Annotated in this window: 27 protein-coding genes; 12 read left to right on the forward strand and 15 right to left on the reverse strand. The window is 66.5% G+C overall.

What is annotated here, in order from left to right; all coding sequences use genetic code 11:
• Nucleotides 1-57: 57 nt before the first annotated feature.
• Nucleotides 58-945 carry a DUF4261 domain-containing protein gene (locus CFB47_RS22105; RefSeq protein ID WP_089458619.1) on the reverse strand — a complete coding sequence of 296 codons (888 nt, stop codon included), beginning with the start codon at nucleotides 943-945 and terminating at the stop codon, nucleotides 58-60.
• A 214-nt stretch (nucleotides 946-1159) separates the two neighbouring features.
• Nucleotides 1160-1612, reverse strand: coding sequence for a type II toxin-antitoxin system RatA family toxin (locus CFB47_RS22110; RefSeq protein WP_027789550.1), 453 nt, complete (start codon nucleotides 1610-1612; stop codon nucleotides 1160-1162).
• 191 nt (nucleotides 1613-1803) lie between these two features.
• Between CFB47_RS22110 and CFB47_RS22115 the strand changes: the two genes are divergently transcribed.
• Together CFB47_RS22115 and CFB47_RS22120 are read left to right on the forward strand one after the other, a co-directional pair.
• Nucleotides 1804-2844, forward strand: a complete 1041-nt coding sequence (locus CFB47_RS22115) for a bifunctional nicotinamide-nucleotide adenylyltransferase/Nudix hydroxylase (protein WP_089458618.1) — start codon at nucleotides 1804-1806, stop codon at nucleotides 2842-2844.
• Between the two features lie 73 nt (nucleotides 2845-2917).
• Nucleotides 2918-4351: a nicotinate phosphoribosyltransferase gene (locus tag CFB47_RS22120; RefSeq protein ID WP_089462279.1), complete on the forward strand. Its 1434-nt coding sequence runs from the start codon at nucleotides 2918-2920 to the stop codon at nucleotides 4349-4351.
• A gap of 87 nt (nucleotides 4352-4438) precedes the next feature.
• On the opposite strand, the gene CFB47_RS22125 is transcribed toward CFB47_RS22120, so the two are convergent.
• Together CFB47_RS22125 and CFB47_RS22130 are read right to left on the reverse strand one after the other, a co-directional pair.
• Entirely contained in the window at nucleotides 4439-4915 is a 477-nt protein-coding gene (locus CFB47_RS22125) for a hypothetical protein (protein ID WP_143330852.1), read from the reverse strand.
• Entirely contained in the window at nucleotides 4912-5616 is a 705-nt protein-coding gene (locus CFB47_RS22130; protein ID WP_089462281.1) for a M35 family metallo-endopeptidase, read from the reverse strand. Before CFB47_RS22130 ends, CFB47_RS22125 begins: the two co-directional genes overlap by 4 nt.
• Before the next feature lie 193 nt (nucleotides 5617-5809).
• Between CFB47_RS22130 and CFB47_RS22135 the strand changes: the two genes are divergently transcribed.
• Nucleotides 5810-6004 carry a hypothetical protein gene (locus CFB47_RS22135; RefSeq protein ID WP_089462282.1) on the forward strand — a complete coding sequence of 65 codons (195 nt, stop codon included), beginning with the start codon at nucleotides 5810-5812 and terminating at the stop codon, nucleotides 6002-6004.
• A gap of 36 nt (nucleotides 6005-6040) precedes the next feature.
• Here CFB47_RS22135 and CFB47_RS22140 read toward each other — a convergent pair whose 3' ends face one another.
• Nucleotides 6041-6907, reverse strand: a complete 867-nt coding sequence (locus CFB47_RS22140; RefSeq protein ID WP_089462283.1) for an NmrA family NAD(P)-binding protein — start codon at nucleotides 6905-6907, stop codon at nucleotides 6041-6043.
• A gap of 154 nt (nucleotides 6908-7061) precedes the next feature.
• On the opposite strand from CFB47_RS22140, the gene CFB47_RS22145 reads away from it, so the two are divergent.
• Nucleotides 7062-7970 (forward strand): LysR family transcriptional regulator, encoded by a 909-nt coding sequence (locus tag CFB47_RS22145; RefSeq protein ID WP_089463510.1) that lies wholly within the window; start codon nucleotides 7062-7064, stop codon nucleotides 7968-7970.
• A 13-nt stretch (nucleotides 7971-7983) separates the two neighbouring features.
• Here CFB47_RS22145 and CFB47_RS22150 read toward each other — a convergent pair whose 3' ends face one another.
• On the reverse strand, nucleotides 7984-9441 hold the full coding sequence (locus CFB47_RS22150) for a PLP-dependent aminotransferase family protein (protein WP_089462284.1): 1458 nt from the start codon (nucleotides 9439-9441) through the stop codon (nucleotides 7984-7986).
• Between the two features lie 126 nt (nucleotides 9442-9567).
• Here CFB47_RS22150 and CFB47_RS22155 point away from each other — a divergent pair, with 126 nt between their 5' ends.
• Entirely contained in the window at nucleotides 9568-10455 is an 888-nt protein-coding gene (locus tag CFB47_RS22155) for a DMT family transporter (RefSeq protein ID WP_089462285.1), read from the forward strand.
• A 79-nt stretch (nucleotides 10456-10534) separates the two neighbouring features.
• Here CFB47_RS22155 and lysA read toward each other — a convergent pair whose 3' ends face one another.
• Nucleotides 10535-11773: a diaminopimelate decarboxylase gene (lysA, locus tag CFB47_RS22160; protein ID WP_089462286.1), complete on the reverse strand. Its 1239-nt coding sequence runs from the start codon at nucleotides 11771-11773 to the stop codon at nucleotides 10535-10537.
• Nucleotides 11774-11882: 109 nt separating this feature from the next.
• Between lysA and CFB47_RS22165 the strand changes: the two genes are divergently transcribed.
• The gene (locus CFB47_RS22165) at nucleotides 11883-12797 is read left to right on the forward strand and encodes a LysR family transcriptional regulator (protein ID WP_089462287.1); all 915 of its coding nucleotides are present in this window, start codon (nucleotides 11883-11885) and stop codon (nucleotides 12795-12797) included.
• A gap of 54 nt (nucleotides 12798-12851) precedes the next feature.
• The gene (locus tag CFB47_RS22170; RefSeq protein WP_089463511.1) at nucleotides 12852-13451 is read left to right on the forward strand and encodes a GNAT family N-acetyltransferase; all 600 of its coding nucleotides are present in this window, start codon (nucleotides 12852-12854) and stop codon (nucleotides 13449-13451) included.
• 113 nt (nucleotides 13452-13564) lie between these two features.
• Here the strand turns inward: CFB47_RS22170 and CFB47_RS22175 are convergent, their stop codons facing one another.
• Nucleotides 13565-14143, reverse strand: a complete 579-nt coding sequence (locus tag CFB47_RS22175) for a DUF4142 domain-containing protein (RefSeq protein WP_089458612.1) — start codon at nucleotides 14141-14143, stop codon at nucleotides 13565-13567.
• 395 nt (nucleotides 14144-14538) lie between these two features.
• Nucleotides 14539-15162 carry an HAD hydrolase-like protein gene (locus tag CFB47_RS22180; RefSeq protein ID WP_089462288.1) on the reverse strand — a complete coding sequence of 208 codons (624 nt, stop codon included), beginning with the start codon at nucleotides 15160-15162 and terminating at the stop codon, nucleotides 14539-14541.
• A 137-nt stretch (nucleotides 15163-15299) separates the two neighbouring features.
• On the opposite strand from CFB47_RS22180, the gene CFB47_RS22185 reads away from it, so the two are divergent.
• Complete coding sequence (locus CFB47_RS22185; RefSeq protein ID WP_179250176.1) at nucleotides 15300-15740, forward strand: DUF4087 domain-containing protein; 441 nt, start codon at nucleotides 15300-15302, stop codon at nucleotides 15738-15740.
• 14 nt (nucleotides 15741-15754) lie between these two features.
• On the opposite strand, the gene CFB47_RS22190 is transcribed toward CFB47_RS22185, so the two are convergent.
• Complete coding sequence (locus CFB47_RS22190) at nucleotides 15755-16021, reverse strand: Txe/YoeB family addiction module toxin (RefSeq protein ID WP_011354451.1); 267 nt, start codon at nucleotides 16019-16021, stop codon at nucleotides 15755-15757.
• The gene (locus CFB47_RS22195; protein ID WP_089441963.1) at nucleotides 16018-16278 is read right to left on the reverse strand and encodes a type II toxin-antitoxin system Phd/YefM family antitoxin; all 261 of its coding nucleotides are present in this window, start codon (nucleotides 16276-16278) and stop codon (nucleotides 16018-16020) included. The genes CFB47_RS22190 and CFB47_RS22195 overlap by 4 nt, the downstream gene beginning before the upstream one ends.
• A 223-nt stretch (nucleotides 16279-16501) precedes the next feature.
• Here CFB47_RS22195 and CFB47_RS22200 point away from each other — a divergent pair, with 223 nt between their 5' ends.
• Together CFB47_RS22200 and CFB47_RS22205 are read left to right on the forward strand one after the other, a co-directional pair.
• The gene (locus tag CFB47_RS22200; RefSeq protein ID WP_089462289.1) at nucleotides 16502-16954 is read left to right on the forward strand and encodes a GNAT family N-acetyltransferase; all 453 of its coding nucleotides are present in this window, start codon (nucleotides 16502-16504) and stop codon (nucleotides 16952-16954) included.
• Nucleotides 16955-17011: 57 nt separating this feature from the next.
• A complete protein-coding gene (locus CFB47_RS22205) occupies nucleotides 17012-17230 on the forward strand; it encodes a DUF1653 domain-containing protein (RefSeq protein ID WP_006480837.1) in 219 nt (72 codons plus the stop codon).
• Between the two features lie 58 nt (nucleotides 17231-17288).
• Here the strand turns inward: CFB47_RS22205 and CFB47_RS22210 are convergent, their stop codons facing one another.
• Together CFB47_RS22210 and CFB47_RS22215 are read right to left on the reverse strand one after the other, a co-directional pair.
• Nucleotides 17289-18503: a winged helix-turn-helix domain-containing protein gene (locus CFB47_RS22210; protein ID WP_089462290.1), complete on the reverse strand. Its 1215-nt coding sequence runs from the start codon at nucleotides 18501-18503 to the stop codon at nucleotides 17289-17291.
• 388 nt (nucleotides 18504-18891) lie between these two features.
• Nucleotides 18892-20280 (reverse strand): MFS transporter, encoded by a 1389-nt coding sequence (locus CFB47_RS22215; protein WP_089441966.1) that lies wholly within the window; start codon nucleotides 20278-20280, stop codon nucleotides 18892-18894.
• A 377-nt stretch (nucleotides 20281-20657) separates the two neighbouring features.
• On the opposite strand from CFB47_RS22215, the gene treA reads away from it, so the two are divergent.
• A complete protein-coding gene (gene treA / locus CFB47_RS22220) occupies nucleotides 20658-22397 on the forward strand; it encodes an alpha,alpha-trehalase TreA (RefSeq protein ID WP_089462291.1) in 1740 nt (579 codons plus the stop codon).
• 94 nt (nucleotides 22398-22491) lie between these two features.
• Here the strand turns inward: treA and CFB47_RS22225 are convergent, their stop codons facing one another.
• Nucleotides 22492-23979: a carbohydrate porin gene (locus CFB47_RS22225; RefSeq protein ID WP_089441968.1), complete on the reverse strand. Its 1488-nt coding sequence runs from the start codon at nucleotides 23977-23979 to the stop codon at nucleotides 22492-22494.
• A gap of 125 nt (nucleotides 23980-24104) precedes the next feature.
• Nucleotides 24105-24374 carry a hypothetical protein gene (locus tag CFB47_RS22230; protein ID WP_089432988.1) on the reverse strand — a complete coding sequence of 90 codons (270 nt, stop codon included), beginning with the start codon at nucleotides 24372-24374 and terminating at the stop codon, nucleotides 24105-24107.
• A gap of 1102 nt (nucleotides 24375-25476) precedes the next feature.
• On the opposite strand from CFB47_RS22230, the gene CFB47_RS41260 reads away from it, so the two are divergent.
• Nucleotides 25477-25614 carry a hypothetical protein gene (locus CFB47_RS41260; RefSeq protein WP_179243746.1) on the forward strand — a complete coding sequence of 46 codons (138 nt, stop codon included), beginning with the start codon at nucleotides 25477-25479 and terminating at the stop codon, nucleotides 25612-25614.
• Nucleotides 25615-25684 lie beyond the last annotated feature (70 nt).

A 25684-nucleotide genomic window follows, 5' to 3' on the forward strand; every position in this document is an offset into this window, starting at 1 on the left:
CGCGGTTCACGTAGCCTTGAACCCGTACGCCGTGCAACAAGATACGGCGAGGTGAAATCAGCGATTGATCTGATCCGCCGAGATCAGCTCGGCCACCAGCACCTGCGCCGGCCCCTGCAGGTAATACTCGTGCTCGAGCGGTTCGCGCAGCTTCATGAACGTTTCCGCGCCGATCTGCATCGTTTCGCCCGCGTGCATGCGCGCGCCGCTTTCCAGCAGGTAGTGCATCACGTTGTTGAAGATGCCCGAATAGCGTTCGCCTTCGTGATGACCTTCCGCGAGCGCGGCAAAATCGGGCAGGCCGAACACGTCGGCGCCATAGGTGCGCATCCACACGCCGTCGACGCCTTCGACTTCGTATTTCACGAAGCCGCAGAAGAACAGGTTCAACGGGATGTCCCGCAGCACTTCGAGGCTTTCCTCGCCGAGTTCCTTCGCGTTGAAGACGCCGGCCGGCAGCGACGTGTGCGCGTGCTCGTTCAGCACCGCGAGGCCGTTCTGTTCGGCAAGCGCGCCGGCGACGGCCGCCAGCGCGACGTACTGGTCGAGCGGATTGGCTTCGTGTCCGGCGTAGTAGAGGATCACGTGGCTGCGGCTCGCGCGTACCTGCTGTTTCAGGTCCTGCCCGTAGTGGGCCGGTGCGACACACGTTTCCAGTGCCTCGGACGGATAGGGCGCGTCGAAGCCGACGAGCCGGACGACGTGGTTGCCCCAGCCGGCGAGCCCGAATACCTGCTCCAGTGTCGGCTCGGTCTCGACGCGCGCCTGCTTCATGCTCGGGTGGTACGCGCGCAGCGCTGCCGTCAGCGCGGCGATATCGACCTGCAGCGGGCCGTCGAAGACGACCGTCACGCTCAGCGGGTTCTCGACGTCGGGTGCCGCGACCAGCGCGACGGGGTTGCCGGGTTCTTCCTTGCGGCCAAAGAATCGGGATATCAGGCTCATTGGAGTAGGTTCGTGTCGAAGCCGTTGCGGGGAGAAGTGCCCCGTTCTCTCGGCCGGGGCGCGCCGTCGGGGTGACGGCCGCCCGTAGTTTCCCCGGGTTCGGCGAATCTGGCAAATGCGTGGCGCATACCGGGACGGCGCGGCGATGGCGTGTTCGAACGCATTCGGGAGGAGGTGGCGCGGACGCGCCGGGCCGTGCGGCCCGCGTCGCCGCTCAGTGCGGCAGCGCTTCGGCTTCGGCCCAGCGCTTGAACGAATCGAGACGCCGGCGCGTCTGCACCAGGTAGAACGCGCCGATCAGCGGCTCGAGCAGCCAGCGCAGCCAGGCCGGCTGGGCGCGGAAGTGGTACGTGAATTTCACTTCGGTCGTGCCGGGTGTGTGCTCGGTGAAGTTCCAGCTGCCGCTGAAGCGTTCGAGCACTTTCGGCCCGTCGACCATTTCGACGGCGGCCACCTGCGGCGGACGGTACGAGATGTAGCGCGACACCATCGTCGCGCCCGACTGGCTGCGGCAGAATGCATCGACGCCGACGTCGGCCGTCATGCCGTCGAGCAGGTAGGCGTCGGTGAGGAAGCTGTCCCACACGAGCCGCCGCGCATAATCCTGCGACCACGTGAAGAGGCGTCTGCGATCGACGCCGACGGTGCGGCTGACTGAGATCCTCATGATGGCGGGCGCCCTGGCGCGGAGTGGGATGAAATCGAGTGTACCGCGCCAATAACCGGTGTTTCGTCAGACTTCGTCAAGTCGAGCGTGTGCTCGAATGGGCTGGATTGACGCACCTCGGGATTTCCCCTAGGATTCGTTTCAACCCTTCGGGAAAGACCCGAAGCGTTTCAATCTCTTGAGGGAGCCTCATGAGTACGCAACAGAACCGGCGCTTCGACGCGCTCGTTTTCATTGGTCGTTTCCAGCCTCCGCATCGTGGTCACCTGAACGTGCTGAAGTCGGCACTGAGCCGGGCCGAGCGCGTGTGCGTGCTGATCGGATCGACCGACAAGCCCCGCACCATCAAGGATCCGTTCTCGTTCGACGAGCGCCGCCAGATGCTGGCTTCGCTGCTCGACGCGTCCGAGCGCGACCGCGTCACCATCGCGCCGTTGCAGGATTCGACCTACAACGACGGCGACTGGGTGCGCTGGGTGCAGGACGCCGTCGCGTCCGCGCTCGGCGACATCGCGCAGCGCAAGGTCGGGCTGATCGGCCACGAGAAGGACGCCACCTCGTATTACCTGCGGATGTTCCCGCAATGGGAGCTCGTCGACGTCGACGCAACGGAAGACATTTCCGCCACCGAGATCCGCGATCAGTATTTCGCCGAACGCACCAACAGCTTCGTGCAGTGGGCCGTGCCGGAACCTGTGTTCGGCTGGCTCGAACGTTTCCGCACGCAGCCGGAATTCGCGCAGTTGAAGTCGGAAGCCGAATTCATCGCCGGATATCGCAAGGCGTGGGCCGCGGCGCCGTATCCGGTCACGTTCGTGACGGTCGACGCGGTGGTCGTGCACTCGGGCCATATCCTGCTCGTGCGCCGCCGCAGCGAGCCGGGCCGCGGCCTGTGGGCGCTGCCCGGCGGGTTCGTGAACCAGGACGAGCGGCTCGACGCGGCCTGTATCCGCGAGCTGCGCGAGGAGACCGGCCTGAAGCTGCCGGAGCCCGTGCTGCGCGGCTCGATCAAGGATCGCCAGGTGTTCGATCACCCGACGCGCTCGCTGCGCGGCCGCACGATCACGCATGCGTGCCTGTTCAACTTCCCGACCGGCGAGCTGCCGCGCGTGAAGGGCAGCGACGATGCCGACAAGGCGCGCTGGGTGCCGCTCAACGAATTCGCGCAGATGCGCAGCGTGATGTTCGAGGATCACTTCGACATCGCGTATCACTTCCTGGGGAAGCTGTGATCCGCTGATTCCCCGCATTTCGTCCGCCGCGACAGACGCGGCGGCACTTCAACGGCCTAGAGGAGCTCTAGCCATGCAAAACGATCTCGGCGGCTTTGCCGCGGTTCTCGCCAATCCGATCCTCAACACGGATTCGTACAAGGCTTCCCACTTCCTGCAATATCCGCCCGACGCATCGGCGATGTTCTCGTACGTCGAATCGCGCGGCGGCCGCTACGACCGCACGGTGTTCTTCGGCCTGCAGATGCTGCTGAAGGAATATCTGTGCAAGCCGATCACGCACGCGATGATCGACGAGGCGCGCGATTTCTTCACGGTGCATGGCGAGCCGTTCAACGAGGCAGGCTGGCGCTATATCGTCGAACGCTACGACGGCTACCTGCCGGTAAGGATCCGCGCGGTGCCCGAGGGCTCGGTCGTGCCGGTGCACAACGTGCTGATGACGGTCGAATGCGGCGACCCGCAGGTGTTCTGGCTCGCGTCGTATCTCGAGACGATGCTGCTGCGCGTGTGGTATCCGGTGACGGTCGCGACGCGCAGCTGGCACCTGCGGCAGACGATTCGCCGCTTCCTGGAAAAGACCGACGACGATCTCGCGCAACTGCCGTTCAAGCTGCACGACTTCGGCGCGCGCGGCGTGTCGAGCGCGGAGTCGGCCGCGATCGGCGGTGCCGCGCACCTCGTCAACTTCATGGGTTCGGATACGGTGCTCGGCGTGCTGGCCGCGAACCGCTTCTATCGGGAGCCGATGGCCGCTTACTCGGTGCCGGCGGCCGAGCACAGCACGATCACGTCGTGGGGCCGCGAACACGAGGCCGATGCGTACCGGAACATGATCCGCCGCTTCGGCCTGCCCGGTGCGATCGTGTCGGTCGTGTCGGACTCCTATGATCTGTTCGCCGCACTCGATCTGTGGGGCGGCGAGCTTCGGCAAGCCGTGCTCGATTCCGGCGCGACGCTGGTCGTGCGGCCCGATTCGGGCGACCCGGTGGCGATCGTGTTGCAGACCGTGCGCGCGCTCGATGCATCGTTCGGCTCGACCGTGAACGGCAAGGGGCGGCGCGTGCTGAATCGTGTACGCGTGATCCAGGGCGATGGCGTCGACGAACTGTCGATCGAAGCGATTCTGTCCGCGCTCGACGACGCGGGCTATGCGGCCGGCAACGTCGTGTTCGGCATGGGCGGCGGGCTGCTGCAACAGGTGAACCGCGATACGCAGCGCTTCGCGATGAAGTGCTCGGCGATCCGGCGTGGCGACGTGTGGCACGACGTCTGCAAGGACCCGGTCACCGATCAGGGCAAGCGCTCGAAGAAGGGGCGGCTCACGCTGCTGCGCAGTTTCCGCACCGGTGAGTATCGGACGACGACGCTGCCCGGCGCGTGGGACGACCGGATGCTGGAAGGCGAGTGGAAGGACGCGCTGGAAACGGTGTTCGATACGGGGCGCCTGCTCGTCGATACGTCGTTTGCCGAAGTGCGGGCGAGGGCGCACGCGGGGGAGGTGTGAAGCAGGCGGCGGTGGCGGCGTGAGAGGCTCGGGTCACGCCGTCGCCGACGCGACTTGATTGCGATGTCGTTTTGGTTGCGGACGACCTCAGTGAAGTGCTCTGGATGTTGGCGTGACGCGCGGGTCGCCGCACAGGTGCCGACATCCATCGTTGCAAAGCGGCACCAGTGTCAGTCCGATCTGAAGATAACCTTCGTAACCGGCGCTGTCTTTCGGATACGGTTTCGAGATGATGTGGGTATCAGACCAGATGTTCTCGTTCTTGACGCCGAGTTGTATCAGGTATTCCTTCAGGTTCACCGCTCGTCGCAGCGCAAGCGCGTGTGGATTGACTTCCCCGATGTAGGCGCCGGCAGTGACGATGCCACGAATCTCTGCATCCGGCCATTGACGAGCGCGAATAACCATCTCTGCAATCTTGACGCGATCCTCGTTAGGGATCGCGTCGGAATTGAGCGGGACGCTGTCGAGCATGTCTTCGGAAATGGTACAAGCCACGGATGACATCGAAAACGAGAGGCAGAACCAGATCGCGACGCTTATCGCGCGTGCAAGAAATGTCACCACAGAATCCTGTCGTCGAAAAATGAAATGTAGCAGGCGAGGCTGTCTGCATTGTCGATCGCTACATCGTGGTGTGTCTGAGCCCAGTACTTCAGACCGGTGCCGAACCCGTAGATTTCGTCGTTTGAGTTGAATGTGTCGACGTAGTGCGTGCATTCATGAATCAGGACTTTCAGCTTGCAGTTGGTAGAAAGCCGAGCATCGGGAAGTGTGCAGAAGTGCGGATAAATCGCGATTATCCGCCGGTGCGAATCGGGTTTGCATACTGCGGCATCCGTGATTCCGTTGTCGGGAAACACGGTGCACGTTATGTTTCTCTGCGTTTGCTCGTCCCACCTGATGACGTTCTCAGGTTTCAGCTCTTGCATGACGCGCAGAAGTTTGGGTAATCCGGTGTCGAGTCTTCGGCGGACCATGTCATCTGATCGGCCGAACCAAGTCTGGGCGCGGCGCTGTTCTTCGTGATCCCAAGCGGCGAGGCCATGAATTCGCTCACGAATCAGGACAATCGCAGCATCGCGCAGCCGAGCAATCAGGCGCCTGAATGCTTTGTTCGACATGTTTTCGCAGATTTGCGCCATGTCGAGTTCGATGGTGTGAGTGGATCCCGGTGTGGTGTTTGTATAAGTGGTTCCGACGCATATCCATTCGTCGCAGTCTTCTTGGTGCGTGGCGTCACGTGAATCGAAGTTTTCGCTCATTGATTCGATAGTTGTCCGGAAGAGGACGAAAACTATCGACTGACGGAGGCATGCTCGTCTATTGGACGTGTACGATTTGCGAAACGAGGTAACCCAATCGAAATGCTTTATCGGATGTCGGCCTGCTTGGCGGCAGATTGCCGATTCATTCCGTAGTTGTCCGCCCGATTGCCGGGCTTCATCATTCTCCAGCATGGATACGGTGGCTCGCGCCCATCCGCACGCCGCCGCGCGGCTCCGTCCAGATCCTGAGCCCGCCGCGTGGGACGACCGGATGCTGGAAGGCGAGTGGGAGGACGCACTGGAAACGGTGTTCGATACGGGGCGCCTGCTCGTCGATACTTCGTTTGCCGAAGTGCGGGCGAGGGCGCACGCGGGGGAGGTGTGAGGCAGGCGGCGGTGTATCCCGCCGCCTCGTTCCGGCTCAGGCGGCGCGCGTGACAATCGTGCGCAGCACGGCGTCTGCGTCGAGGTGTCCCTTCAGGACGTCCGCAGGCGCCGACGCGAAGTCGATCCAGCCTTCATTGAAGCCGTCGAGCATGCGCATGCGCGGTTCGGGGTAGCGCATCCGCTGCGCATCGAACAGGCCGGCCCACGTGTCACGGGGGACGGCCTCGGCTTGTACGGGCCGCCCGAGCACGCGGGCGAACGCGGCGGCCAGGTCGTTCGGGCTGACGCGCCGCGGTCCTTCGAGTTCGACGATGCGCGTGCGGGACCATTCGTCCTGCAGCAGGGCCGCCGCCGTGCGGCCGACGTCTTCGGTGGCAACCATCGGCACCGGGCGGTCGAGCGGCTGCAGAAAGCTGTGGATCACGCCCGTGTCGCGCGCGGTCGGGACGTCCCATGCGGCGTTTTCGAGGAACCATGCGGGGCGCAGGAACGCGACGGGCATCGGCAGGTCGCCGAACGCTTGCTCGATCATCGTCAACTGCGTCAGCAGGTTCACCTGCGTCGCCTGCGCGCCGATCGTCGACAGGCAAACGACCTTGCGCGGCCGAGCGGCGCGCAACGCCGCGCCGACGGCGTCGATGACCGCGCGCGTTTCAGGGAATCCGGGCGATGGATCGAAGCAGGGCGGCAGCAGCACGAATACGCCGGCCGTGTTCGAGAAGGCCGTCGTCAGCGCGGCGGTGTCGGTCATGTCGGCGAGTGCGACGTCGCAGCCGCGCGCGGCCCACGGCGCGGCGCGATTGGCGTCGCGCGCGACGGCCCTTACGGGCTGGCCTGCGGTGAGCAATGTCCGGGCGAGCGCGCCGCCGACTTGTCCGGTGATGCCTGTAATGGCGTACATGATTCGAAATCCTCATCGAGAAGGGGAGAAGCGGCATGCCGGAACGACCGGGCTTGCCGTCGCAATGCATCGGGTTGCATGATAGGGAGCGGCGATTCCTGATGGAATCGAATCCATGTCATTTGATTGGTGATCTTTTGTCATGAGTGAAATCATGGGCATCGACGGGCGGATCCTGGCGAACGTGGGCGTGCTCGCCGCGATCGTCGAAAGCGGCAGCTTCGCGCGCGCGGCCGACGCGCTCGGCCTGTCACCGTCCGGTGTCAGCCGGGCCGTGGGCCGGCTGGAGGCGCGCGTCGGTGTGCGGCTGCTCGATCGCACGACGCGCTCGGTCACGCTGACGGACGAGGGGCGTCGCCTGTACGAGGACATCGGCCCGCTGCTCGCCGGCATCGGCGACGCGGTCACGCTGGCCGCCGGTTCGGCGGCGGCCGTGCGCGGCAGGCTGCGTGTGAATGTCGACGCGTATTTTTCGCGGCGGGTGCTGGCGCCGCATCTCCCCGCGCTCCTGGCGCGCCATCCCGATCTGTCGCTTGAACTGGCGGCGCGCGAGCAACTCGGCGATCTGGTTGCAGAAGGATTCGACGTCGCGGTGCGGTTCGGCGAACCGCCTTCGTCGTCGCTGGTGGCGCGCAAGCTGCTGGAGACGCGAGCGGTGACGGTCGCCGCACCCGCGTACGTGAAACGATACGGGCGTCCCGAGGCGCCAGCCGACCTCGTCGGCCATGCGTGCATCCAGATGCGCAACACGCTGACCGGCCAGCCGCTCGAATGGGTCTATCAGCTCGGCCGCAAGCGCGTGCCTGTGAAGACGACAGGCAGGCTGCTCGTCAACGACGCCGGTACGATGCTCGGTGCATGCCTGGCCGGCGTCGGCATTGCACGCTTCAAGGCGAGCGGGGTGGCGGGGCTGATCGAACAGGGGCGGCTCGTCGAGCTGCTTGCGGCTTGGCGCGGCGAGGCGTTCCCGCTGTTCGCGTACTACCCGTCGCGCCACTTGCCGCCCGCGAAGGTGCGGGCGTTCGTCGATTTCGTCGCGGAAATCGTGGCGGACGGCAGCTAGCGCGCGCCCGCCGTCACGATTCGCGGGCGAGCATGCGTCCGGTCGTGTCCGCCGCCCGCACCGCCTCCATCGCCCGCGCCAGCGCATCGAACACCGCCGGCCCCTTGCAGCGCGACACGTTGAAGCGCAGGTACGACGTTGCATTGTGCGACGCGCTGAACACGTTGCCGGGCGCAAGCACCACGTCGTGATCCAGCGCATGGCGCGCGACGCGCGCGGCGTCGAGCCCGTCGGGCAACGCCGCCCACACGAACAGGCCGCCGCGCGGCTCCGTCCAGATCCTGAGCCCGGCGCGCGTGACGCGCCGGAGCGTTTCGCCCATCGCGTCCGCGAGGCGCGCGCGCAGGCTGTCGACGTGGCGCCGGTACGTGCCGTCGACGAGCAGCCGGTGGACGACGTTCGCGCCGATCTGCGCATGGCCGAACGACGTCGCGAGCTTCAGGTCGACGAGCGCCTCGATCCATTCCGGGCGCGCGGCGACGTAACCGCAGCGGATCGCGGCCGACAGCGTCTTCGAGAAGCTGCCGATCGACACGACCCGCGACAGTCCGTCGAAGGCCGCGAGGCGCGGTGCGGGCGTGGTCTCGAAATCCGCGAAGATGTCGTCCTCGACGATCAGCAGGCCATGTTCGGCCGCGAGCGTCAGCAGCCGGTGCGCTACGGGCGCCGAGAGCGTTGCGCCGGTCGGGTTGTGCAGCGCGGAGTTGGTGATGTACAGGCGCGGCCGGTGCTCGGCGAGCACCTGCTCGAAGCGCGCGAGATCGGGGCCGTTCGGCGTGTACGGGACGCTGACGATGCGCGCACGGTGCGCGCGCAGCAGTGCCTGGAAGTTGAAGTAGCACGGATCGTCGAGCACGACCGTGTCGCCCGGCTCCAGCAGCAGCCGGCAGACGAGATCGAGCGCGTGCGAGCCGCCGTCGGTCAGCATGATCTGCGTGGGGTCGGCCTGGACGCCGTGCTGCGCGAGCCGCCACGCGAGCTGCTGGCGCATCGCGGGCAGGCCGAGCGGCGTCGCGTAGTCGGTCAGCGCGTCGGCTTCGTCGCGCGACGCGGCGCGCAGCGCGCGGCGCAGGCTCTCGTCCGGCAGCCACGACGGCGGTAGCCATCCGCAACCGGGCTTCACGGACGTCGGCGCCGCTTCGAGCGACTGGCGCGACAGCCAGAGCGGATCGAGTCCGCGATCGAGCTGCGGGCCGAGATCGGCGAGCGCGAGCGGCGGTGCATGCCCCGACACATAGAAACCCGAGCCGCGCCGCGCAACCAGCACGCCTTCGCTCGCGAGCCGCTCGTACGCATCGACGACGGTCGATTTCGACACGCCCAGCGCGTCCGCCATCATCCGGATCGACGGCACGCGCGCGCCGGGCACCAGCGCGCGGCTCGCGATGCGTGCGCGCAACGTATCCATCACGGTTTCCACGCGCGTGCGCGACGGGGTGGGTGGAACGGGAAGCGGGGCGGCCTGGCTCATGGCGAAGAATGAACTGTACGGCCGGTTGTCCAGTACAGTTTGTCCGAATTGTATTGGGCTGTAGCTTACGCGCTTTTCGCGGGCGGCGGATCATCGGTCATCCACTTTCCCCGTTCAGGATTTCCCGTGCAAAAGACGACCGACGGATGGCTCAGCGGCCTGCTGGGCGTGATCATCTTCAGTGGCTCGCTGCCCGCGACGCGTATCGCGGTGCAGGGGCTCGACCCGCTGTTTCTCACCTTTGCGCGCGCGACGATCGCCGGCGCGCTCGGCCTGCTGCTGCTCGTCGGGCTGAAGCAGCGGCGGCCGACGCGTGCCGAGGCCGTGTCGCTCGCGATCGTCGCGCTCGGAGTCGTGATCGGCTTTCCGTTGCTGACGGCGCTTGCGCTGAAGCACGTCACATCGGCGCACGCGATCGTGTTCGTCGGGTTGCTGCCGCTCGCGACCGCGCTGTTCGGCGTGTGGCGCGGCGGTGAACGGCCGCGGCTGCCGTTCTGGATCTTCTCGATCATCGGCAGCGGTGCGGTGGCCGCGTTTGCGCTGCGCAACGGCGGCCAGGCGTCGGTAGTCGGCGATGCGCTGATGCTGGCCGCGATCGTCGCATGTGGGCTCGGTTACGCGGAAGGCGCACGCCTGTCGCGCGAGCTCGGCGGCTGGCAGGTGATCTCGTGGGCGCTCGTGCTGTCGCTGCCGCTGATGCTGCCGCTCACGTGGCTTACCTGGCCTGCGTCGTTCGACGACGTCGATGCCGCCGCGTTGTGGGGGCTCGCGTACGTGTCGCTGTTCAGCATGCTGATCGGCTTCGTGTTCTGGTATCGCGGGCTCGCGCTCGGCGGGATCGCGGGCGTCGGTCAGTTGCAGCTGCTGCAGCCGTTCTTCGGCCTGCTGCTGGCGGCCGGGCTCCTGCACGAGGCAGTGCCGTCGTCGATGGTCGTGGTGACGGTCGTCGTGGTCGGCTGCGTGGCGGGCGCGAAATACTTCTCGAAAATGGCGCCCGTGCGGCGCGCGGGCTGACGTGTGGGGCTGATCGGATGCACGGGCGCGACCTGTCGAAGGTGCGCCCGCTCACACTCGATCATCTGGCGCGCAAGCGTTACTCGAACGTTTCGAGCGCGAGCAATTCGCCGATCGTCTGCCGGCGGCGGATCAGTCGCGGCGCGCCGCGATCGACGAGCACTTCCGGCGCGAGCGGCCGGCTGTTGTAGTTCGATGACATCGACGCGCCGTATGCGCCTGCATCGTGCAGGAACAGCAGGTCGCCGATCTGCGGCTGTGCCAGCTTGCGGTGCGTGACCACGCCGCCCGCGTCCTGCGTGAACACGTCGCCCGATTCGCACAGCGGCCCGGCGATCGCGAGATCGACGAGCGGCCGTCCGGCGGGCAGCGCGCCATCGTGCGTGTGCACCGATACCGCGTGGTAGCTGCCGTACATCGACGGGCGCATCAGGTCGTTGAAGCCCGCGTCGATCAGCACGAAATCGTGCTTCGGCCGGCGGTTGACGGCCTGCACTTCGGTGACGAGCGTGCCGGCTTCGGCGACGAGGAAGCGGCCCGGCTCGATCTCGATGCGCACCGGGTGGCCGAGGTGACGCTCGATCCGCTTGCGCGCGGCGTCCCACTGGCTGAAGTAGTGACCGACGTCGACGCGCGGCTCGCCGTCGCGATACGGGATCGACAGGCCGCCGCCGGCCGAGATCGCGTCGATGTCATGGCCGAGCGACGTGACGAGATCGACCATCGCATCGCATACCTGCGACAGGTGGCCGTAGTCGACGCCCGAGCCGATGTGCATGTGGATGCCGACGAGCTTCAGCCCGTACTGGCGCACGATCTCGATCGCGCGCGGCACGTCGTCGATCCAGATGCCGTGCTTGCTCTGCGGGCCGCCGGTGTTGGTCTTGTTGCTGTGGCCGTGGCCGAAACCGGGGTTGACGCGCAGCCACACGCGGTGGCCGGGCGCATGCTCGCCGATGCGCGCGAGCATGTCGAGCGAACCGGCATTCACGGTCACGCCGTGCTTCAGCACGGCCGCGAGCGTCGGGCGGTCGATCAGGTCGGCCGTGAACACGACGCCTTCCGGCTCGCCTGCCGGGCTGAAGCCGGCCGCGAGACTGCGCTCGATCTCGCCGAGCGACACGGCATCAACGCACGCGCCTTCCTCGTGCATCAGCTTCAGGATATGGACGTTCGAGTTCGCCTTCTGCGCGTAGCGGATCACGTCGAACTGGCGCAGTTGGGCGATGCGGTCGCGGATGACGTCGGCGTCGTACACCCACAGCGGGGTGCCGTATTGCTGCGCGAGCGTCGCGAGCTGGCGGGAATCGAGGGACATGGCGGATGAATCGGGGCGAATGAATGGATAACGGCAATGATGCACCTGATCGTCTATCCAGTAAAATGCCTGGTTATCGACATTCGATTCATATTTGATATAGCAGATCATGCTCACGCACCGCCATATCGAGGTCTTTCGCGCGCTGATGGTCACCGGCAGCACGACGCGCGCGGCCGAGATGCTCTATACGTCGCAACCGACGATCAGCCGCGAGCTTGCGCGCATGGAGCAGGTCGTCGGCTTCGCGCTGTTCGAGCGCGCGCACGGCCGGCTGCGGCCGACGATGGCCGCCCTCACGCTGTTCGACGACGTGCGGCTTGCGTATGTGGGGCTTGAACGTGTCGCGGCGACTGCTGCGCGCCTGCGCGAGTTTCGTGACGGTCAACTGTCGGTGATCGCGTTGCCGGCGTTCTCGCACGCGATCCTGCCCGGAGCGTGCCGGCGTTTCAGCGAGCAGCACGCTGGCGTCAGCGTGTCGGTGGCGACGCAGGAATCGCCGGTGCTCGAAGAATGGCTGACCGCGCAGCGTTACGACCTCGGGCTGACCGAGCGCGACGTCGCGCCGGCCGGCACCGTGCTCACGCCGCTGCTCGAAGTCGACGAAGTGTGCGTGCTGCCCGATGGCCATCCGCTGCTCGCGCAGGACGCGATCGATCTGCCGGATCTCGCGGATCGCCCGTTCGTGAGCCTGTCGCTGAACGATCCGTACCGCATCCTGATCGACGAGGCGTTCGCGCAGCTCGGCGTGGCGCCGCGCTCGGTCGTCGAAACACCGTCGGCCGTGTCGGTGTGTGCGTTCGTGCGGCAGGGGCTCGGCGCCGCAATCGTCAATCCGCTGACCGCGCTCGATTTCGTCGGGCGCGACCTGCACGTGCGGCCGCTCACGCGATCGTTTCCGTACCGGGTCAGCGTGATCGTGCCCGAGCACCGGCCAAAGAGCCTGCTCGTCGATGCGTTTACCAATGCGTTGCGCGGCGAGGCGAAGGCGATTCGCCGCCGGTTGGCCACGCTCGTCGGCTGAAGCGGCCGTATGATCGTGTTTCGCCGCCATCGCCACCACTTTCCGGAATCCTTCATGACCGACGCTTCTGCTTCCCTCGAACCACCGATCCTCACCGGCAAACACGTCGAGCTGAGGCCGCTCGATTCATCCGACCGGCAGGCGCTGCTGGACGCCGCTGCCGATGGCCAGCTGTGGAACCTGAAGGTCACGGTCGTGCCGGGCCCGGAGACGATCGACGCGTATATCGACACCGCATTGCAAGGGCGTTCGGCCGGCACCGTCATGCCGTTCGCGATCGTCGATCGCGCATCGGGCCGCGTGATTGGCAGCACGCGTTTCTGGAAGATCGATCGCAAGAACCGCAAGCTCGAGATCGGCCATACGTGGCTGAGCGAATCGGCGCAGCGCACGCGCGCGAACACCGAGGCGAAATGGTTGCTGCTGGGCTATGCGTTCGACGTGCTGCACTGCGTGCGCGTGCAGTTCACGACCGACGAGCTGAACGAGAAATCGCGCGCGGCGATCCTGCGGCTCGGTGCGAAGCAGGAAGGGATCGTGCGGCACGAACGGATCATGCCGGATGGCCGCAAGCGCAATTCGGTGCGCTTCAGCATCATCGACGACGAATGGCCGGAAGTGCGTGCGCGGCTGCTGGCGAAGCTCGCGACGTAACGAGGGAAGCGTGAAGCGTGACGTTTGGCGTGCGTCGCGCCGCCGGAAGAGGAGCGGCGACGCGACGACAGGGGAAGCGGTGCGCCGCGCGTGATGCGCGGCGCTGCGGCGCGTTACTGCGCCGACGCGAGGTGGTGGCGTTCCGCGAGCTTCTGCGCGTCCGCGTAGTGCTTCTGCAGGATCGGCAGCGACTGGCGTGCGACTTCCTTCAGCTTGGTGTCGCGGCCCGACGCGATTTCGGCCTGGAATGCCGAGATGGCCTTCTGCTGGCCGGCGAGCGCGACCTGCTCGATATACGCCTTGTCGAACTCGGCGCCGCGCAGGTTCTTGATGCTGCCCAGCACGGCCGTGTCGGGATCGTTGGCCGGCACGTCGACGCCGCGCGGGCTGGCCGCGCGCATCGCCTGGATGATCTTTTCATCGTCGGTCGACACGCGTTGCGCGAACGCCTTGACCTGGCTGTCCGACGTGCGCGAATCGGCGATGCGTGCCGCGTCGTGCTGCGTCGACACGGTCTTCGTGCCGTCGGTGATGAAGGCCTGGTCGGCTTCGTGGATCCGCGTCGCGGCGGCGGCCGGTGCGTTGGGTGAAGCCGGTGCCGGTTGTGCGGTTTGCGCGGTCGCCGTCACGGCGACGAGAAGCAGGCCAGCGGCAGACAAAGCAAGGCGCGAGAGTTGGGGAAAGCGGTTCATGGGACCTCCTTTCGATCGGGGCTCTGGTTGAAAAACGGATCACGGGATCCGTCGCTGTGCGAGAGACCGGGCGCGCCCGGGCCGGATTCGACCGCCGCTCTGCCGCGGCGCCGGTCGAAGCGTTTCCCGGCCCGACTGATTCTAGGAGAGCGATCCGGTAGCAGGTGCAACCGCGCTGTGGTTTGTGTAACGGTTGGTAAGACGAATCGATGAGCCAGCACGCCGACAGGTAGGGCGTACCTGTTGCGTGTGCGTCGGCGGCAATTTTTGCGCGCATGACGCGTGCGGGATGCACGGGGGTGTCATCCGCGTTTCATCGTCGTGCGGCTGTGTCGTGCGATGACGTGATTCATCGAGCGATGGGGAGAACCGGACGCGCAAAGCGCGCGCATGCGTCACACGCGATCGAGCAATGCGTCGAGACGCGGCAGCAACGGTGTCGCGCAATGCGCCTGCAACGCGTCCGGTGCGGTGTAGCCCCACGCGACGCCCTGGAATGCGATGCGCGCGCGTCGTGCCGCGTCGGCGTCGCGGATTTCATCGCCGACGTACAGCACTTCGTCGCTGTGCACGCCGGCCTCATGAACGAGCGCGCGCAGGCGACGCGCCTTGCCGAACAGCGGAATGCCGCATGCGAAGTGCTCGACACGGCTGCTGGCGTGCGGGCCGAGCCGGTCACGCACGATCGCCTCGGTATTCGACGTGGCGATCGCGATGCGGATGCCGCGCGCGGCGAGCGCGTCGAACGTTTCGCCGACGCCGGGGAACAGCGCCACTTGCGCGACACGCGGCTGCATCAGGCGGCGCATGTCGATCGTCACGCGCGGCACTTTCCACATCGGCACGTCGAGCGCGCGAATGATGTCGCGCGCCGACATGCCGCGCAGCGCCGGGCGCAGCTCGGGCGTGGCGTCGCGAAAGCCGTGCAGGCGCGACGCTTCCGACAGCGCCGCGAGAAAGCTGTCGAGCGAATCGGCGAGCGTGCCGTCGAAGTCGAATGCGATGAGGCGGTAGGGCATGCAGCGGCGTGGCGAACTTGTTGGGCAGGCGACATTGTCACCGAATCTGCTGAAAGCCGATCTCGTCGTCGCCGCGCGCACGACCGATGCGACCGGACGGCCGGTGCGGACGAGCGACATCCGAGAGAAAGCCCGGTATGCTGTCCGGCACCCGCAATGACGGTTTCCCGATGCCCATTCGTTTCCGGATCGATCACATGACAATCACTCGTGCACGTCTTGCAATGTGGATGCTGGGTGCAGCGTTGACGTTGGCAGCCGCGACGCAGGTATCTGCCGCACCGGAAAGGCGCTGCGGATGGCTTGAGAATCCGTCGCCGGCCAACTGGTGGCTGAACGACAAGGACGGCACCTGGACACTGTTGACGATGGGCAACGAGCCGGTGCCGGGCCTCGACACGATGCCCGACATGTCGACGAAGGGCTGGGTCGTCACCAACGCCGGCGGGCATGGCTACGGTTGCGCATGCCTCGACCTCGAAATCGACCCGCGCACGCGCGAGGTGACGCGGATAGTCGCAGCGCGGCCGCTGCCGTTGAAGCGTTGCAAGGCAGATCGCACGTTGCGGGCGCCATGACCCGCGGGGCGATGCTATTCGTAGTGGTAACGGCAGGACACGATGCTGATCTGCAAGTCGTCAGCCTCGTAGACCAGGCGGTTCGTGTCGTCGATACGGCGCGACCAGAAACCGGAGAGGTTGGCCTTTAACGGTTCGGGCTTTCCGATTCCTTCGAACGGCGTTCGCTGGGCTTCGCGAATGAGCTGGTTGATACGCTTGAGCGTCTTGCGATCCTGCCCCTGCCAGTAGACATAGTCGTCCCACGCGTCGGAAGTAAAGAGCACGCGGCGTACGCTCATTCGTCATCCGCCGCGAGCTTGCGCTCCTTTGCCTTGCCCTTGCGTAGTTGCGCGATCGAGCGCTCGAGATGGGCGACGTTGGCCGGCGAGCGCAGCAAGTGCACCGTCTCCATCAGGCTGTCGTAGTAGTCCTGCGACATGATGACGGCGTTCGGCGCATCGCGGCGCGTGATGAGCGTCACGTCCGCGTCGTCGACGACCTGGTCGATAACGGTCTTCAGATTGCCACGGGCATCCGAAAAATGAATCGTGCGCATGATTGCCTCACTTGTACATATAACCGTACAAGTTTAGCACAGTCGATAGAGGTGTACGGTTTGCTGTACAAGTCTACCCGCCCCAGTTGCGTAACACACCAGAAGCGTCCGGAATGAGCCTGCGCGCCGTCTGGCCGAGGCGACAAGTGTCTGCGCTTGTAGCTCGCCCCGCCGCGCGGTATCGTCAGCGTCTCGCCTTCCGCCATCGCGACCGGAGACCGACGTGCCCGCTGCCACCCCCGCCACCCCCGCCACGCTGAGATTTTCCACCGACAAGCGCGAACTCGACGTCGACGCGATCTTCGACTTCCTGCATCGCGACGCGTACTGGTCGCAGGGCATTCCGCGCGACGTGGTCGAGCGGGCGATCGAGGGCTCGCTGTGTTTCGGCGCCTACGTGGGCGACCGGCTCGTCGGGTTCGCGCGGCTCGTGACCGATCACGCGACGTTCGCGTACCTGTGCGACGTGTTCGTGCTGCCGGCCGAGCGCGGCAACGGCTACGGCCGCGCGCTGATCGACCACGTGTTTGCACAGGAGGTGGTGCAGGGGCTGCGCCGCATCATGCTCGTGACGTCCGATGCGCACGCGCTGTACCGGCCGGTCGGCTTCGAGCCGTGCGCGAATCCCGAGCGCGTGATGGAAATCCGCCGCCCGGACATCTACGCGAAACGCTGACGCGCGGCGCAGCGCATACAATACGCGCTTTCCGTTTTTGCCGAAGAGAAGCCCATCATGACCGAACAGGAAGCCGAACAGCTCGCAACGCATCGCCATTACAAGGGCGGCCTGTACCGCTACATCGGCGTTGCCCGCCATTCTGAAACCGAGGAATCGGTGGTCGTGTACGAACACCTGTGGCCGCATGCGCGCGGGCTGTGGGTCCGGCCGGAAGCGATGTTCAACGGGAACCTCGAAGACGGCACCCCGCGTTTCCGCAAGCTGCGCGACTGATTGACGGCCGGCACGTACACGTCCGCGCCGCCGTCGTGCCAGCCGGCTGCGTGGGCGTCTAGCCGCCGGCCAGCGCCTTCACCAGCTCCGGCGGGGCCTGCTGCCCGACCGTGACGTCCGGCGTGCCGTGCCACGCCGCGAGCTTCCTCACCGCCTTCGCGACATCGGCTGCGAGCCCCGTGCCGAACCGCACGCCCGGCTCGACATGCACCGCCTTCAGTTCGAACGTGCCGAGCGTGCGATGCGCCTTCGCGTCGATGCGCCCGACCAGCCGCCCGCGATGCAGCACCGGCAGGCAGAAATAGCCGTAACGCCGCTTGTGCCCGGGCGTATAGCATTCGATCGTGTAGTCGAATCCGAACAGCGTCGACGCACGCCGGCGGTCCCATACCACCGGATCGAACGGCGACAGCAGCGTCGTGACCGTCGAGCGCAGCGTGTCGGCCTGCGCGGCCGGCAGCAACGCTTCGAGCGAGCGATGCACGTAGGCCGGCTCCTTCCAGTCGTCGATCGCCACCGGAATCAGGTCGCCCGCGCCGGCGAGCTGCTCGAGTTCCGCGCGGTAGGAGCGGCGCGGCAGCCGATAGTAGTCGGCCACCCAGTCCGCGCGCACGACGCCGAGCGCCCGGCACGTGTAGTCGAGCAGCGCGGGCAGCACGGCGCTGCGCGGCGGCAGGTCGCGCGTATCGTCCCAGTCGGGCAGCACGCGCTCGCGCACGTCGTACACGCGCTGGAAATTGCGGCGTTCCGACACCATCAGGTCGCCCGTCGTGAACAGCACTTCCAGGTGGCGCTTCTCGGGCTTGCGATCCCACCAGCCGTTGCCTTTCGCGCCATCCTCGCGGGCAAAATCGGCCGACCGTACCGGGCCCTCGGCGCGAATCCGCGCGAGCAGCCGCTCGATCTCGGGACGATTCTGCTCATGCCACTCGGCCGCGTATTTCCAGCCCATTCCCGACGGATCGAGCATCTTGTAGCGCATCAGGCCGAACTGCTCGACCGGCAGGAAGCACGCTTCGTGCGACCAGTATTCGAACAGGCGCGCCTCGGCGAGATGTTCGTCGAGCCACTGCGGCGCGAAATCGCCGAGACGGCTGAACAGCACGAGATACGGGCTGCGCGCGACGACGTGAATGGTGTCGATCTGCAGCTGCGCCATCCGGCGGATCGTGTCGAGCACGTCGGCTTTGGTTGCCTTGCGGCGGGGCGGCGTCAGCAGGCCTTGCGCGGCGAGATGCAGCGCGCGGGCGGCGGCGGTCGAGAGCGTAAGCATCGGAAGGGCGGCCGGGAGTGATGGTCGGGAACCACTTTAGCGCGAAAGCGGCGCACGCGTGCGACGTGCCGATGCACCGTGTCTGACAATGCTTGACAGATGCGTTGCGCAAGTTTCCCTATAGTGCAGTTCATGGCGCAACGATAAACACGCGCAACGCTTTTGCTTCCGACGCACATATGTCCATGGCACGCAGGAAGCGAATCCGGGATTCTCAACCCCCATCGGGAGACCCGGAGCCCTGAGCGGACATCCATGCGGCTGTGCACCGGCCCCGTGTGGATGTCCGCTGATTTTTTTGTATTTTCCGGTTTGCTTCGCGGGCGGTTTTTCCTTTTCTTTTGCCCGTTCCGTCCCTCTCGTGATTTCCCGCCCGTCTGCCTGGTGGCTATTGCCGCTTGCCGCGCGCGACTTCGTCGCCGGCGCCGGGCGGCAGCCGCCGCGTGATCGGAATCGACGCGAACGAGCACAGCCCGACCACGAGAAACGCGGGCCAGAAATCCGACCACATCATCTTCTGATGACCCTGCAGCCAGTGCGAAATGTGCAGCACGAGGCCGGCGACCGTCACGCCGAGGCCGAGCGACATCTGCTGCACGACGCTGCCGAGGCTCGTCGCGCGGCCCGCGTCGCGCGGCGAGATGTCCGCGTAGATCATCGAGTTCAGGCTCGTGAACTGCAGCGCCGGGAAGATGCCGCCGACGAGCACGATCAGCCAGATCGCCCAGGTCGCCATGCCGGGATGGAACACGCCGTACGCGGCGATCGCGAGCCCCGCGAAGGCCGCGTTGTAGATCAGCACCGTGCGGAAGCCGAAGCGGCGCAGCGTATGGGTGGCCGTCGAGCGGCTCATCGCGCCGCCGAACGCGGACGCGCACGTGATGAGCCCCGAATGGAACGCGCTCATGCCGAGCCCTTCCTGCAGCGCGAGCGGCAGCAGGAACGGTACTGCGCCGAGGCCGATACGGAACAGCGACCCGCCGACGACGCTCGCGTGATACGTGGGGATCTTGAGGAAGCTGAGGTCGAGCACCGGGCGCTCCTTGCGGCGCGCGTACGGTACGTACAGCGCGAGCAGGACGGTGCCGGCCACGCACATGACGAGCGCGTTCGAGCGTGACGTGAGCGCGCCATCGATCAGCGTGAGGCCCATCAGCAGCAGCGCGGCGCCGCTGGCCGACAGCAGGAAGCCGAACCAGTCGAGCGGGCCCGGATCGGGCTCGCGCGTGTTCGCGATGTGCTTGCTGGCGAGGTAGATCCCGTAGATGCCGATCGGCACGTTGATGAAGAAGATCATCCGCCAGTGCAGGTAGGTCGTGATGAAGCCGCCGACGAGCGGCCCGACCGTAGGCCCGAACAGCGCGGGAATCGCGAGGTAGTTCATCGCGCGCACGAGATCCGAGCGCGGCACGGCGCGGAAGATGATGATGCGGCCGACGGGCACCATCATCGCGCCGCCCACGCCCTGGATGAAGCGCGCGAACGTGAGCACGCCGAGGGAATTGGAGGCCGCGCACATCAGCGAGCCGACGACGAAGATGCCGATCGCGGTGCGGAATACGGAACGTGCGCTGAAGCGGTCGGCCAGCCAGCCGCAGATCGGGATGAACACGCCGAGCCCGACCACGTAGGCGGTGATCGCAATGTTCAACGTGACGGGGCTGTGCCCGAAGTCCCGCGCCATCGCGGGGAGGGCGGTGACGATGATGTTCGCGTCGACGCTTTCCATGAACAACGCACAGGCAACGATGAGCGGTGCTAGAAAGACGGGCGACATGGGCTGGGCGCGCGGTAAAGACGCCATTATGCCCACAATGTGACCGTTGAGTCACGTACGACAACAGTTGTTCCGCATGTTGCAACAGTCGTCCTGGTTGGCGGCGACAGGGAAAGAACGACTGCATGACGCTGCTGCGCGCGCTCGGGCTGCGCGATGCGCCGCGCTCGACGCGCGTGCGTGGCGGGCCATGTCCGGTGATCTGTATCCGCGCGAGTTGCACGAATCGAAACTTGCTTGATCCGCACGTTTCGTGCGACAGTCGGATCCACTCGCATCACCAAACGACGCGCATCGATCGAGGGCCATCGAGACGAGCGCGCGCGCGAACGAGACCTCGTGCCGACCCACTCACCATCGAAAGGAGGGGACACGTCATGACGTCACGTCGTGCCGCATCGATCGCATCGCGCTTCTCGAGTCGCTTCTCAAGCCGACTCTCACCGCCTCTCGCGCCACCCGCGCCGCGTCTTCGCTGGGCTGCCGCGCTGGCCGTCGCGTATCTCGCCGTTGCCGGCTGCGCCGCCCAGGCCGACAACGCAAACCAGGCCGCCGCGCAGGCAACTACCCAGCCGGCCCCGCCGGCTACGACCGCGATTGTCGTCGCCGCCTCGGGCACGCTGCTGCCGCCGCCGAGCCAGCTCTACGGCGACCTGTTCGTCGCGGTGCAGACCGCGCAGATCTATCCCGACCAGAAGACCTTCGTCGACGCGACGCCCGATGGCGATCCGGCGACGATCGTGCAGTTGTATCAGCAACAGAAATCGCAGCCGGGCTTCTCGCTGAAGGCGTTCGTCGCGCAGCATTTCACGCCGCCCCCGGAAGGCGGCGTGACGCCGCCGCCGAACCAGACGCTGCGCGAGCACATCGACTGGCTGTGGCCGCAGCTCACGCGCACGAGCACGACGGTGCCGCCGTACAGCTCGCTGATCCCGCTGCCGAAGCCGTATGTCGTGCCCGGCGGCCGCTTCCGCGAAGGCTACTACTGGGACACCTATTTCACGATGCTGGGGCTGCAGGTGTCCGGGCGCGAGGATCTCGTCGACAACATGCTCGACAACTTCGCCCATCTGATCGACACGATCGGGCACATCCCGAACGGCAACCGCACGTACTACGCGAGCCGCTCGCAGCCGCCGTTCTTCGCGTACATGGTCACGCTCGCCGCGCAGGCCGAAGGCGACAAGGTCTATCAGAAATACCTGCCGGAATTGCGCAAGGAACATGCGTACTGGATGCAGGGCGAAGCCACGACGCCGCGCGGGCAGGCCACGCGCCATGTGGTCGCGATGCCCGACGGTGCGGTGCTGAACCGCTACTGGGACGCGAGCGATACGCCGCGCGACGAGTCGTATCTCGAGGACGTGACGACCGCGAAGTCGGTGCCGGCGCGTCCGGCAAACGAGGTCTACCGCGACCTGCGCGCGGGCGCCGAAAGCGGCTGGGACTACAGCTCGCGCTGGTTCGGCGACGGCAAGACGCTCGCGACGATCCGCACGACGTCGATCGTGCCGGTCGACCTGAACAGCCTGATGTTCCATCTCGAGACGACGATCGTGAAGGGCTGCGCGATCACGCGCGACGTGGCGTGCGTGACTGATTTCTCTGCGCGCGCGGCGCGGCGGGCGGCCGCGATCAACCGCTATCTGTGGAACCGCCGCGGCTACTACGGCGACTACGACTGGCAACTGCGCAAGCCGCGCGACGCGGTGACGGCCGCTGCGTTGTATCCGTTGTTCGCGGGCGTCGCGTGGCCCGAGCGCGCGAAGGCGACCGCGCGCGAGGTGCGCAAGACGCTGCTGCAGCCGGGCGGCCTCGCGACGACCACCGAGAACACCGGGCAGCAGTGGGATGCGCCGAACGGCTGGGCGCCGTTGCAGTGGATCGCGATCGACGGGCTGCGCCGCTATGGCGAACCGGCGCTTGCGAAGGACATCGGCACGCGCTTCCTGTCCGACGTGAAGCATGTGTATGCGACCGAAGGCAAGCTCGTCGAGAAGTACGTGGTCGAAGGCGCCGGCACGGGCGGCGGCGGGGGCGGTGAATATCCGCTGCAGGACGGCTTCGGCTGGACCAACGGCGTCACGCTGAAACTGCTCGGGCTGTACGGCGAGTGACGCGCGGCGCGGGCCGCGCTGGGGTTGCAAGAGAACGCACGGGCCGGACTGTCGCGCAAGCGGCCGTCCGGCCCGTGTTTGCTTCAGGCCCGCGTTAGAACGTGATCGTCGTGCGCACGCCTACGACCGTTTCGTCGCCGATGCGCGCGCCGGCCGCGTTCGGGTTCGGGATGCCGCCGCCCGGACGGAAGAAGTGCTGCAGGTCGGCCTGCAGCTGCCACCACGGCGTGACCTGGTACTGGTACGTCGCTTCGACGACCGTCTCCGCGCGGCGCACCGGATAGCCGGGCGTCGTGTAGACGCCGGTGTCGCCGTCGAGGCCGCGCGCATGCGAGCCGATCTTCGCGTAGCCGACCGCGATGCCCGCGACGTCGTTGTCGCGTCCCTTGAACGGCGCCTTCAGCGTCACGCCTGCGTTCGCCGCGAAATCGACGGTATTGCGGTCGCCCGGCGCACCCATCACGCGCGCGAACACGTTGACCGAGCGCGGGCTGTCGGCCGACGGCCGCCATACCATCTGGTCCGCGACCGCGTAGAACGAGTAGTTGCCGCGATGGGTCGCGGCAATGCCGTTGCTGGCGGGATCCGCGAGCGACAGGCCATCGGTGCCGTAGCGCGGGTCGTTCGCATGCTGCGACTGATACCAGAAGCCGAGCTTGTACGTGCCCGGCAGGCCGGCCGGTTGCGGCGCCTTCGGATCGGCGGGCGGCGCGTTCAGCGCGTACTGCACTTCGCCGATCACGAATGCGCCGCTGCGCAGGTTGAAGTTGGTGCCGTGCGCGTTCAGCACCTGCGCATCGCCGTCGCTGCGGCCGGCCGGGTTGCCGTCGAACACGCCGACCATCGCGGTCCACGCATCGGACGGCTTCACGCGCAGCCGCACGCCGAGCGACGACAGCGGATACGCGGGGCCGCCGGCCGGCAGGTCGGTCGACGGCAGCACGGGCCAGCCGAACGTGGCGTTCATGAACGTCGCCGCGTTCTGGCTCACCATGAATTCCTGGTCGACGCTCTGCTGGCCGACCTTCACGTCGACCTTGCCGTCGAGCAGCGACTGCTGGTACCAGAGTTCCCACAGGCGCGTGGTCGAATTCGCCTCGATGCCGGTCGCGGTCTGCAGCGTCTGCAGATAGCGCTGCGTGAGGTTGGTGCCGTGAATCTGCAGCGCCGACACGTTGAACGTGCCGCCTGGCAGGCCGACCGCCTTGCCCGTGTCGACGTTGAAACCGAATTGCGTGAGCCCCTGGTACGCGCCGCCGCGATGCGTGCCGCCCGACGTGTTGTACAGGTACTCGCTGGTTTCCTGCAGGCTCAGCGTGATGCCGTGATCGCCGAGCACGTCGCGCAGGCCGCCCATGTTGCCGAGCAGGTTCGAGCGCTCCCAGAAGCCGGTGGGGGCGGGCGCGGCAGCATCGGCGGCCTGTTGTGCGGGCGCGGCGGCGTCGCTGGCGCCGGCCGCCGGTTCGGCCGCGGCCGGTGACGACGCTTGCGCGAACGCGGACGTGGCGGCGAGCGACAGCAGCAGCGTGGCGAGCGCATTGACGCGGAGCTTGCGCGGGACGGGTTCGAGGTAGTTCTTCATGTGGGTTCCGTTGGCGGTTTGATTAGTTAGGCTGAAGAAACGAAAACGTGTTGCGGGAAGCGTGGCGAGACGAGACGGTCGCGCGGCGGCACCTGGCGCGTGGCGCTGCCGCACGCCGGCGGGGCTTACGGCAGCCAGCCGCCGATGCGGCCCACCTGCGCGAAGCCGAGGCGCGGCGCGGCCGAGCACAGCAGCGCGACGAGGGCGACCGCGGCGGCCATCACGGCGACCAGCAGGCAGTCGAGCGGGCGGGGCGCCGCCGGCACGTGGGCGAGCGCCGTGCCGCGCCAGTTGCTGAACGCGTGGGCGAGCGGCGACAGGCCGGAGACGAATGAGCGGTCGCATGCGACATGCACGATGCGCTTGAGTCTGACCGCGAACGATTGAAAAAACATGACGCTGCCTCCGTCGTGTCCGGCTCGGGCCGGACGACGTGGTCGAGCGCGGGCGCATGACGCGGCCTGCGATCGGAGGGTGGAACGTAACGGAGCGTGCAACGGACGAACCGGCGATGACCGGCTCGGGAGGAAGCGCGCTAACCCGACGAATGCGAGTTAGCGGCGAAAGACATGCGTCTGGCTGCTATCTCGCGATGGCTTGGCCGGCCTGGACCGGCATCGAACTGCAACTAGAGCATGTGTCCACGGAGGGACTCCCTTGATGAATTGCGGCGGATTGTATTCGCGTCGTTTGCTGCAGCGCAAGTAAAAAACGCATAAAAAATGGCGCACGTTGCGCGGGCACTTCGGCGGCCCGTTCCGGCACGGGGCGGGCAACGAATCGGCAACGAATCGGCAACGGATCGGCAACGAAGGCGCGCGACCGGACGCGCCGCCGCGTTGTTCATACGCATCGCCTCCCGGCTGCACCGCATGCCCTGAAAGGTTGCGCCACGTGTTTTCAAGGGCAATTCTTTCAGTGCCGCGACGCGCGAAATTTATTTCGAGAAATGGGGTTTCGAGGGGTTGACTTCACTTTCGGGGCGTCCATAGAATCCGCCATCTTCACTCTTGGGGCCGCCGCCTTGGACGCCTGCAGTAGTCGATCTTCGAACGAAATTTCCGCCTGAGCGACCGACGTCCGCGCCTCATCGAAGCCGCCGTTTGTCTCCCAGGCAAACGGTGCGCGCAGCAGTATTCCGCAGTAACCCCCTACGTGCACCCTGATTCGCGCCGGTTAGCGTGATGCGTTTTCGCATGCGCCCGCCGGTTTCACCGCCGCCCGGCAGGCGGCCGCGTTCGCGCACGCCTTTTCAGGCATCGCGAATGCCGGCCCGCCCGCCTGACGGCGGTCAACCGTGTTCTCCGGAACACCGCACAGGAGCCGCCATGAACGACAGTGACAGTTGTCCCTTATGCCCGTTGCACGCACAGACCCTTTTGAACCCGGGTCGCAGGGACAATCCGGCCGACTAGCCTGACACGTCGTTCAGGCCCCGGACTGGCCCCGCGCCCCACACGCGGCCGGCAGCCTGCCGTCGCCGCACGGAGCCAGATCATGAACTTCGGCCTTCTGCTGTCGAATCTCCCGCACGTCACCGAATCGCGCAACCACTACGAAGCGATGCTGACGCTCGACGCCCGTCCGCGGGTGTTCGCCCGCCTGTTGAACCAGCTGAAATCGTTGATCCACTGAAGCAGGAAGTACCGAGCGCGCCTCGGCATGCGCACGCACGGCCGCCATCGCGCGGCCGCCCCGCGCGTAT

The sequence above is a fragment of the Burkholderia sp. AU27893 genome, from assembly GCF_002223205.1.
GTDB lineage: Bacteria > Pseudomonadota > Gammaproteobacteria > Burkholderiales > Burkholderiaceae > Burkholderia.

What these genes read in the sequence shown, in the direction of transcription:
- CFB47_RS22105 (WP_089458619.1), bottom strand. Translation starts at nt 945, where the DNA reads ATGAGCCTGATATCCCGATTCTTTGGCCGCAAGGAAGAACCCGGCAAC.
- CFB47_RS22110 (WP_027789550.1), bottom strand. Translation starts at nt 1,612, where the DNA reads ATGAGGATCTCAGTCAGCCGCACCGTCGGCGTCGATCGCAGACGCCTC.
- CFB47_RS22115 (WP_089458618.1), top strand. Translation starts at nt 1,804, where the DNA reads ATGAGTACGCAACAGAACCGGCGCTTCGACGCGCTCGTTTTCATTGGT.
- CFB47_RS22120 (WP_089462279.1), top strand. Translation starts at nt 2,918, where the DNA reads ATGCAAAACGATCTCGGCGGCTTTGCCGCGGTTCTCGCCAATCCGATC.
- CFB47_RS22130 (WP_089462281.1), bottom strand. Translation starts at nt 5,616, where the DNA reads ATGAGCGAAAACTTCGATTCACGTGACGCCACGCACCAAGAAGACTGC.
- CFB47_RS22135 (WP_089462282.1), top strand. Translation starts at nt 5,810, where the DNA reads ATGGATACGGTGGCTCGCGCCCATCCGCACGCCGCCGCGCGGCTCCGT.
- CFB47_RS22140 (WP_089462283.1), bottom strand. Translation starts at nt 6,907, where the DNA reads ATGTACGCCATTACAGGCATCACCGGACAAGTCGGCGGCGCGCTCGCC.
- CFB47_RS22145 (WP_089463510.1), top strand. Translation starts at nt 7,062, where the DNA reads ATGGGCATCGACGGGCGGATCCTGGCGAACGTGGGCGTGCTCGCCGCG.
- CFB47_RS22150 (WP_089462284.1), bottom strand. Translation starts at nt 9,441, where the DNA reads ATGAGCCAGGCCGCCCCGCTTCCCGTTCCACCCACCCCGTCGCGCACG.
- lysA (WP_089462286.1), bottom strand. Translation starts at nt 11,773, where the DNA reads ATGTCCCTCGATTCCCGCCAGCTCGCGACGCTCGCGCAGCAATACGGC.
- CFB47_RS22165 (WP_089462287.1), top strand. Translation starts at nt 11,883, where the DNA reads ATGCTCACGCACCGCCATATCGAGGTCTTTCGCGCGCTGATGGTCACC.
- CFB47_RS22170 (WP_089463511.1), top strand. Translation starts at nt 12,852, where the DNA reads ATGACCGACGCTTCTGCTTCCCTCGAACCACCGATCCTCACCGGCAAA.
- CFB47_RS22175 (WP_089458612.1), bottom strand. Translation starts at nt 14,143, where the DNA reads ATGAACCGCTTTCCCCAACTCTCGCGCCTTGCTTTGTCTGCCGCTGGC.
- CFB47_RS22180 (WP_089462288.1), bottom strand. Translation starts at nt 15,162, where the DNA reads ATGCCCTACCGCCTCATCGCATTCGACTTCGACGGCACGCTCGCCGAT.
- CFB47_RS22185 (WP_179250176.1), top strand. Translation starts at nt 15,300, where the DNA reads ATGCTGTCCGGCACCCGCAATGACGGTTTCCCGATGCCCATTCGTTTC.
- CFB47_RS22190 (WP_011354451.1), bottom strand. Translation starts at nt 16,021, where the DNA reads ATGAGCGTACGCCGCGTGCTCTTTACTTCCGACGCGTGGGACGACTAT.
- CFB47_RS22195 (WP_089441963.1), bottom strand. Translation starts at nt 16,278, where the DNA reads ATGCGCACGATTCATTTTTCGGATGCCCGTGGCAATCTGAAGACCGTT.
- CFB47_RS22205 (WP_006480837.1), top strand. Translation starts at nt 17,012, where the DNA reads ATGACCGAACAGGAAGCCGAACAGCTCGCAACGCATCGCCATTACAAG.
- CFB47_RS22210 (WP_089462290.1), bottom strand. Translation starts at nt 18,503, where the DNA reads ATGCTTACGCTCTCGACCGCCGCCGCCCGCGCGCTGCATCTCGCCGCG.
- CFB47_RS22215 (WP_089441966.1), bottom strand. Translation starts at nt 20,280, where the DNA reads ATGTCGCCCGTCTTTCTAGCACCGCTCATCGTTGCCTGTGCGTTGTTC.
- treA (WP_089462291.1), top strand. Translation starts at nt 20,658, where the DNA reads ATGACGTCACGTCGTGCCGCATCGATCGCATCGCGCTTCTCGAGTCGC.
- CFB47_RS22225 (WP_089441968.1), bottom strand. Translation starts at nt 23,979, where the DNA reads ATGAAGAACTACCTCGAACCCGTCCCGCGCAAGCTCCGCGTCAATGCG.
- CFB47_RS22230 (WP_089432988.1), bottom strand. Translation starts at nt 24,374, where the DNA reads ATGTTTTTTCAATCGTTCGCGGTCAGACTCAAGCGCATCGTGCATGTC.
- CFB47_RS41260 (WP_179243746.1), top strand. Translation starts at nt 25,477, where the DNA reads ATGAACTTCGGCCTTCTGCTGTCGAATCTCCCGCACGTCACCGAATCG.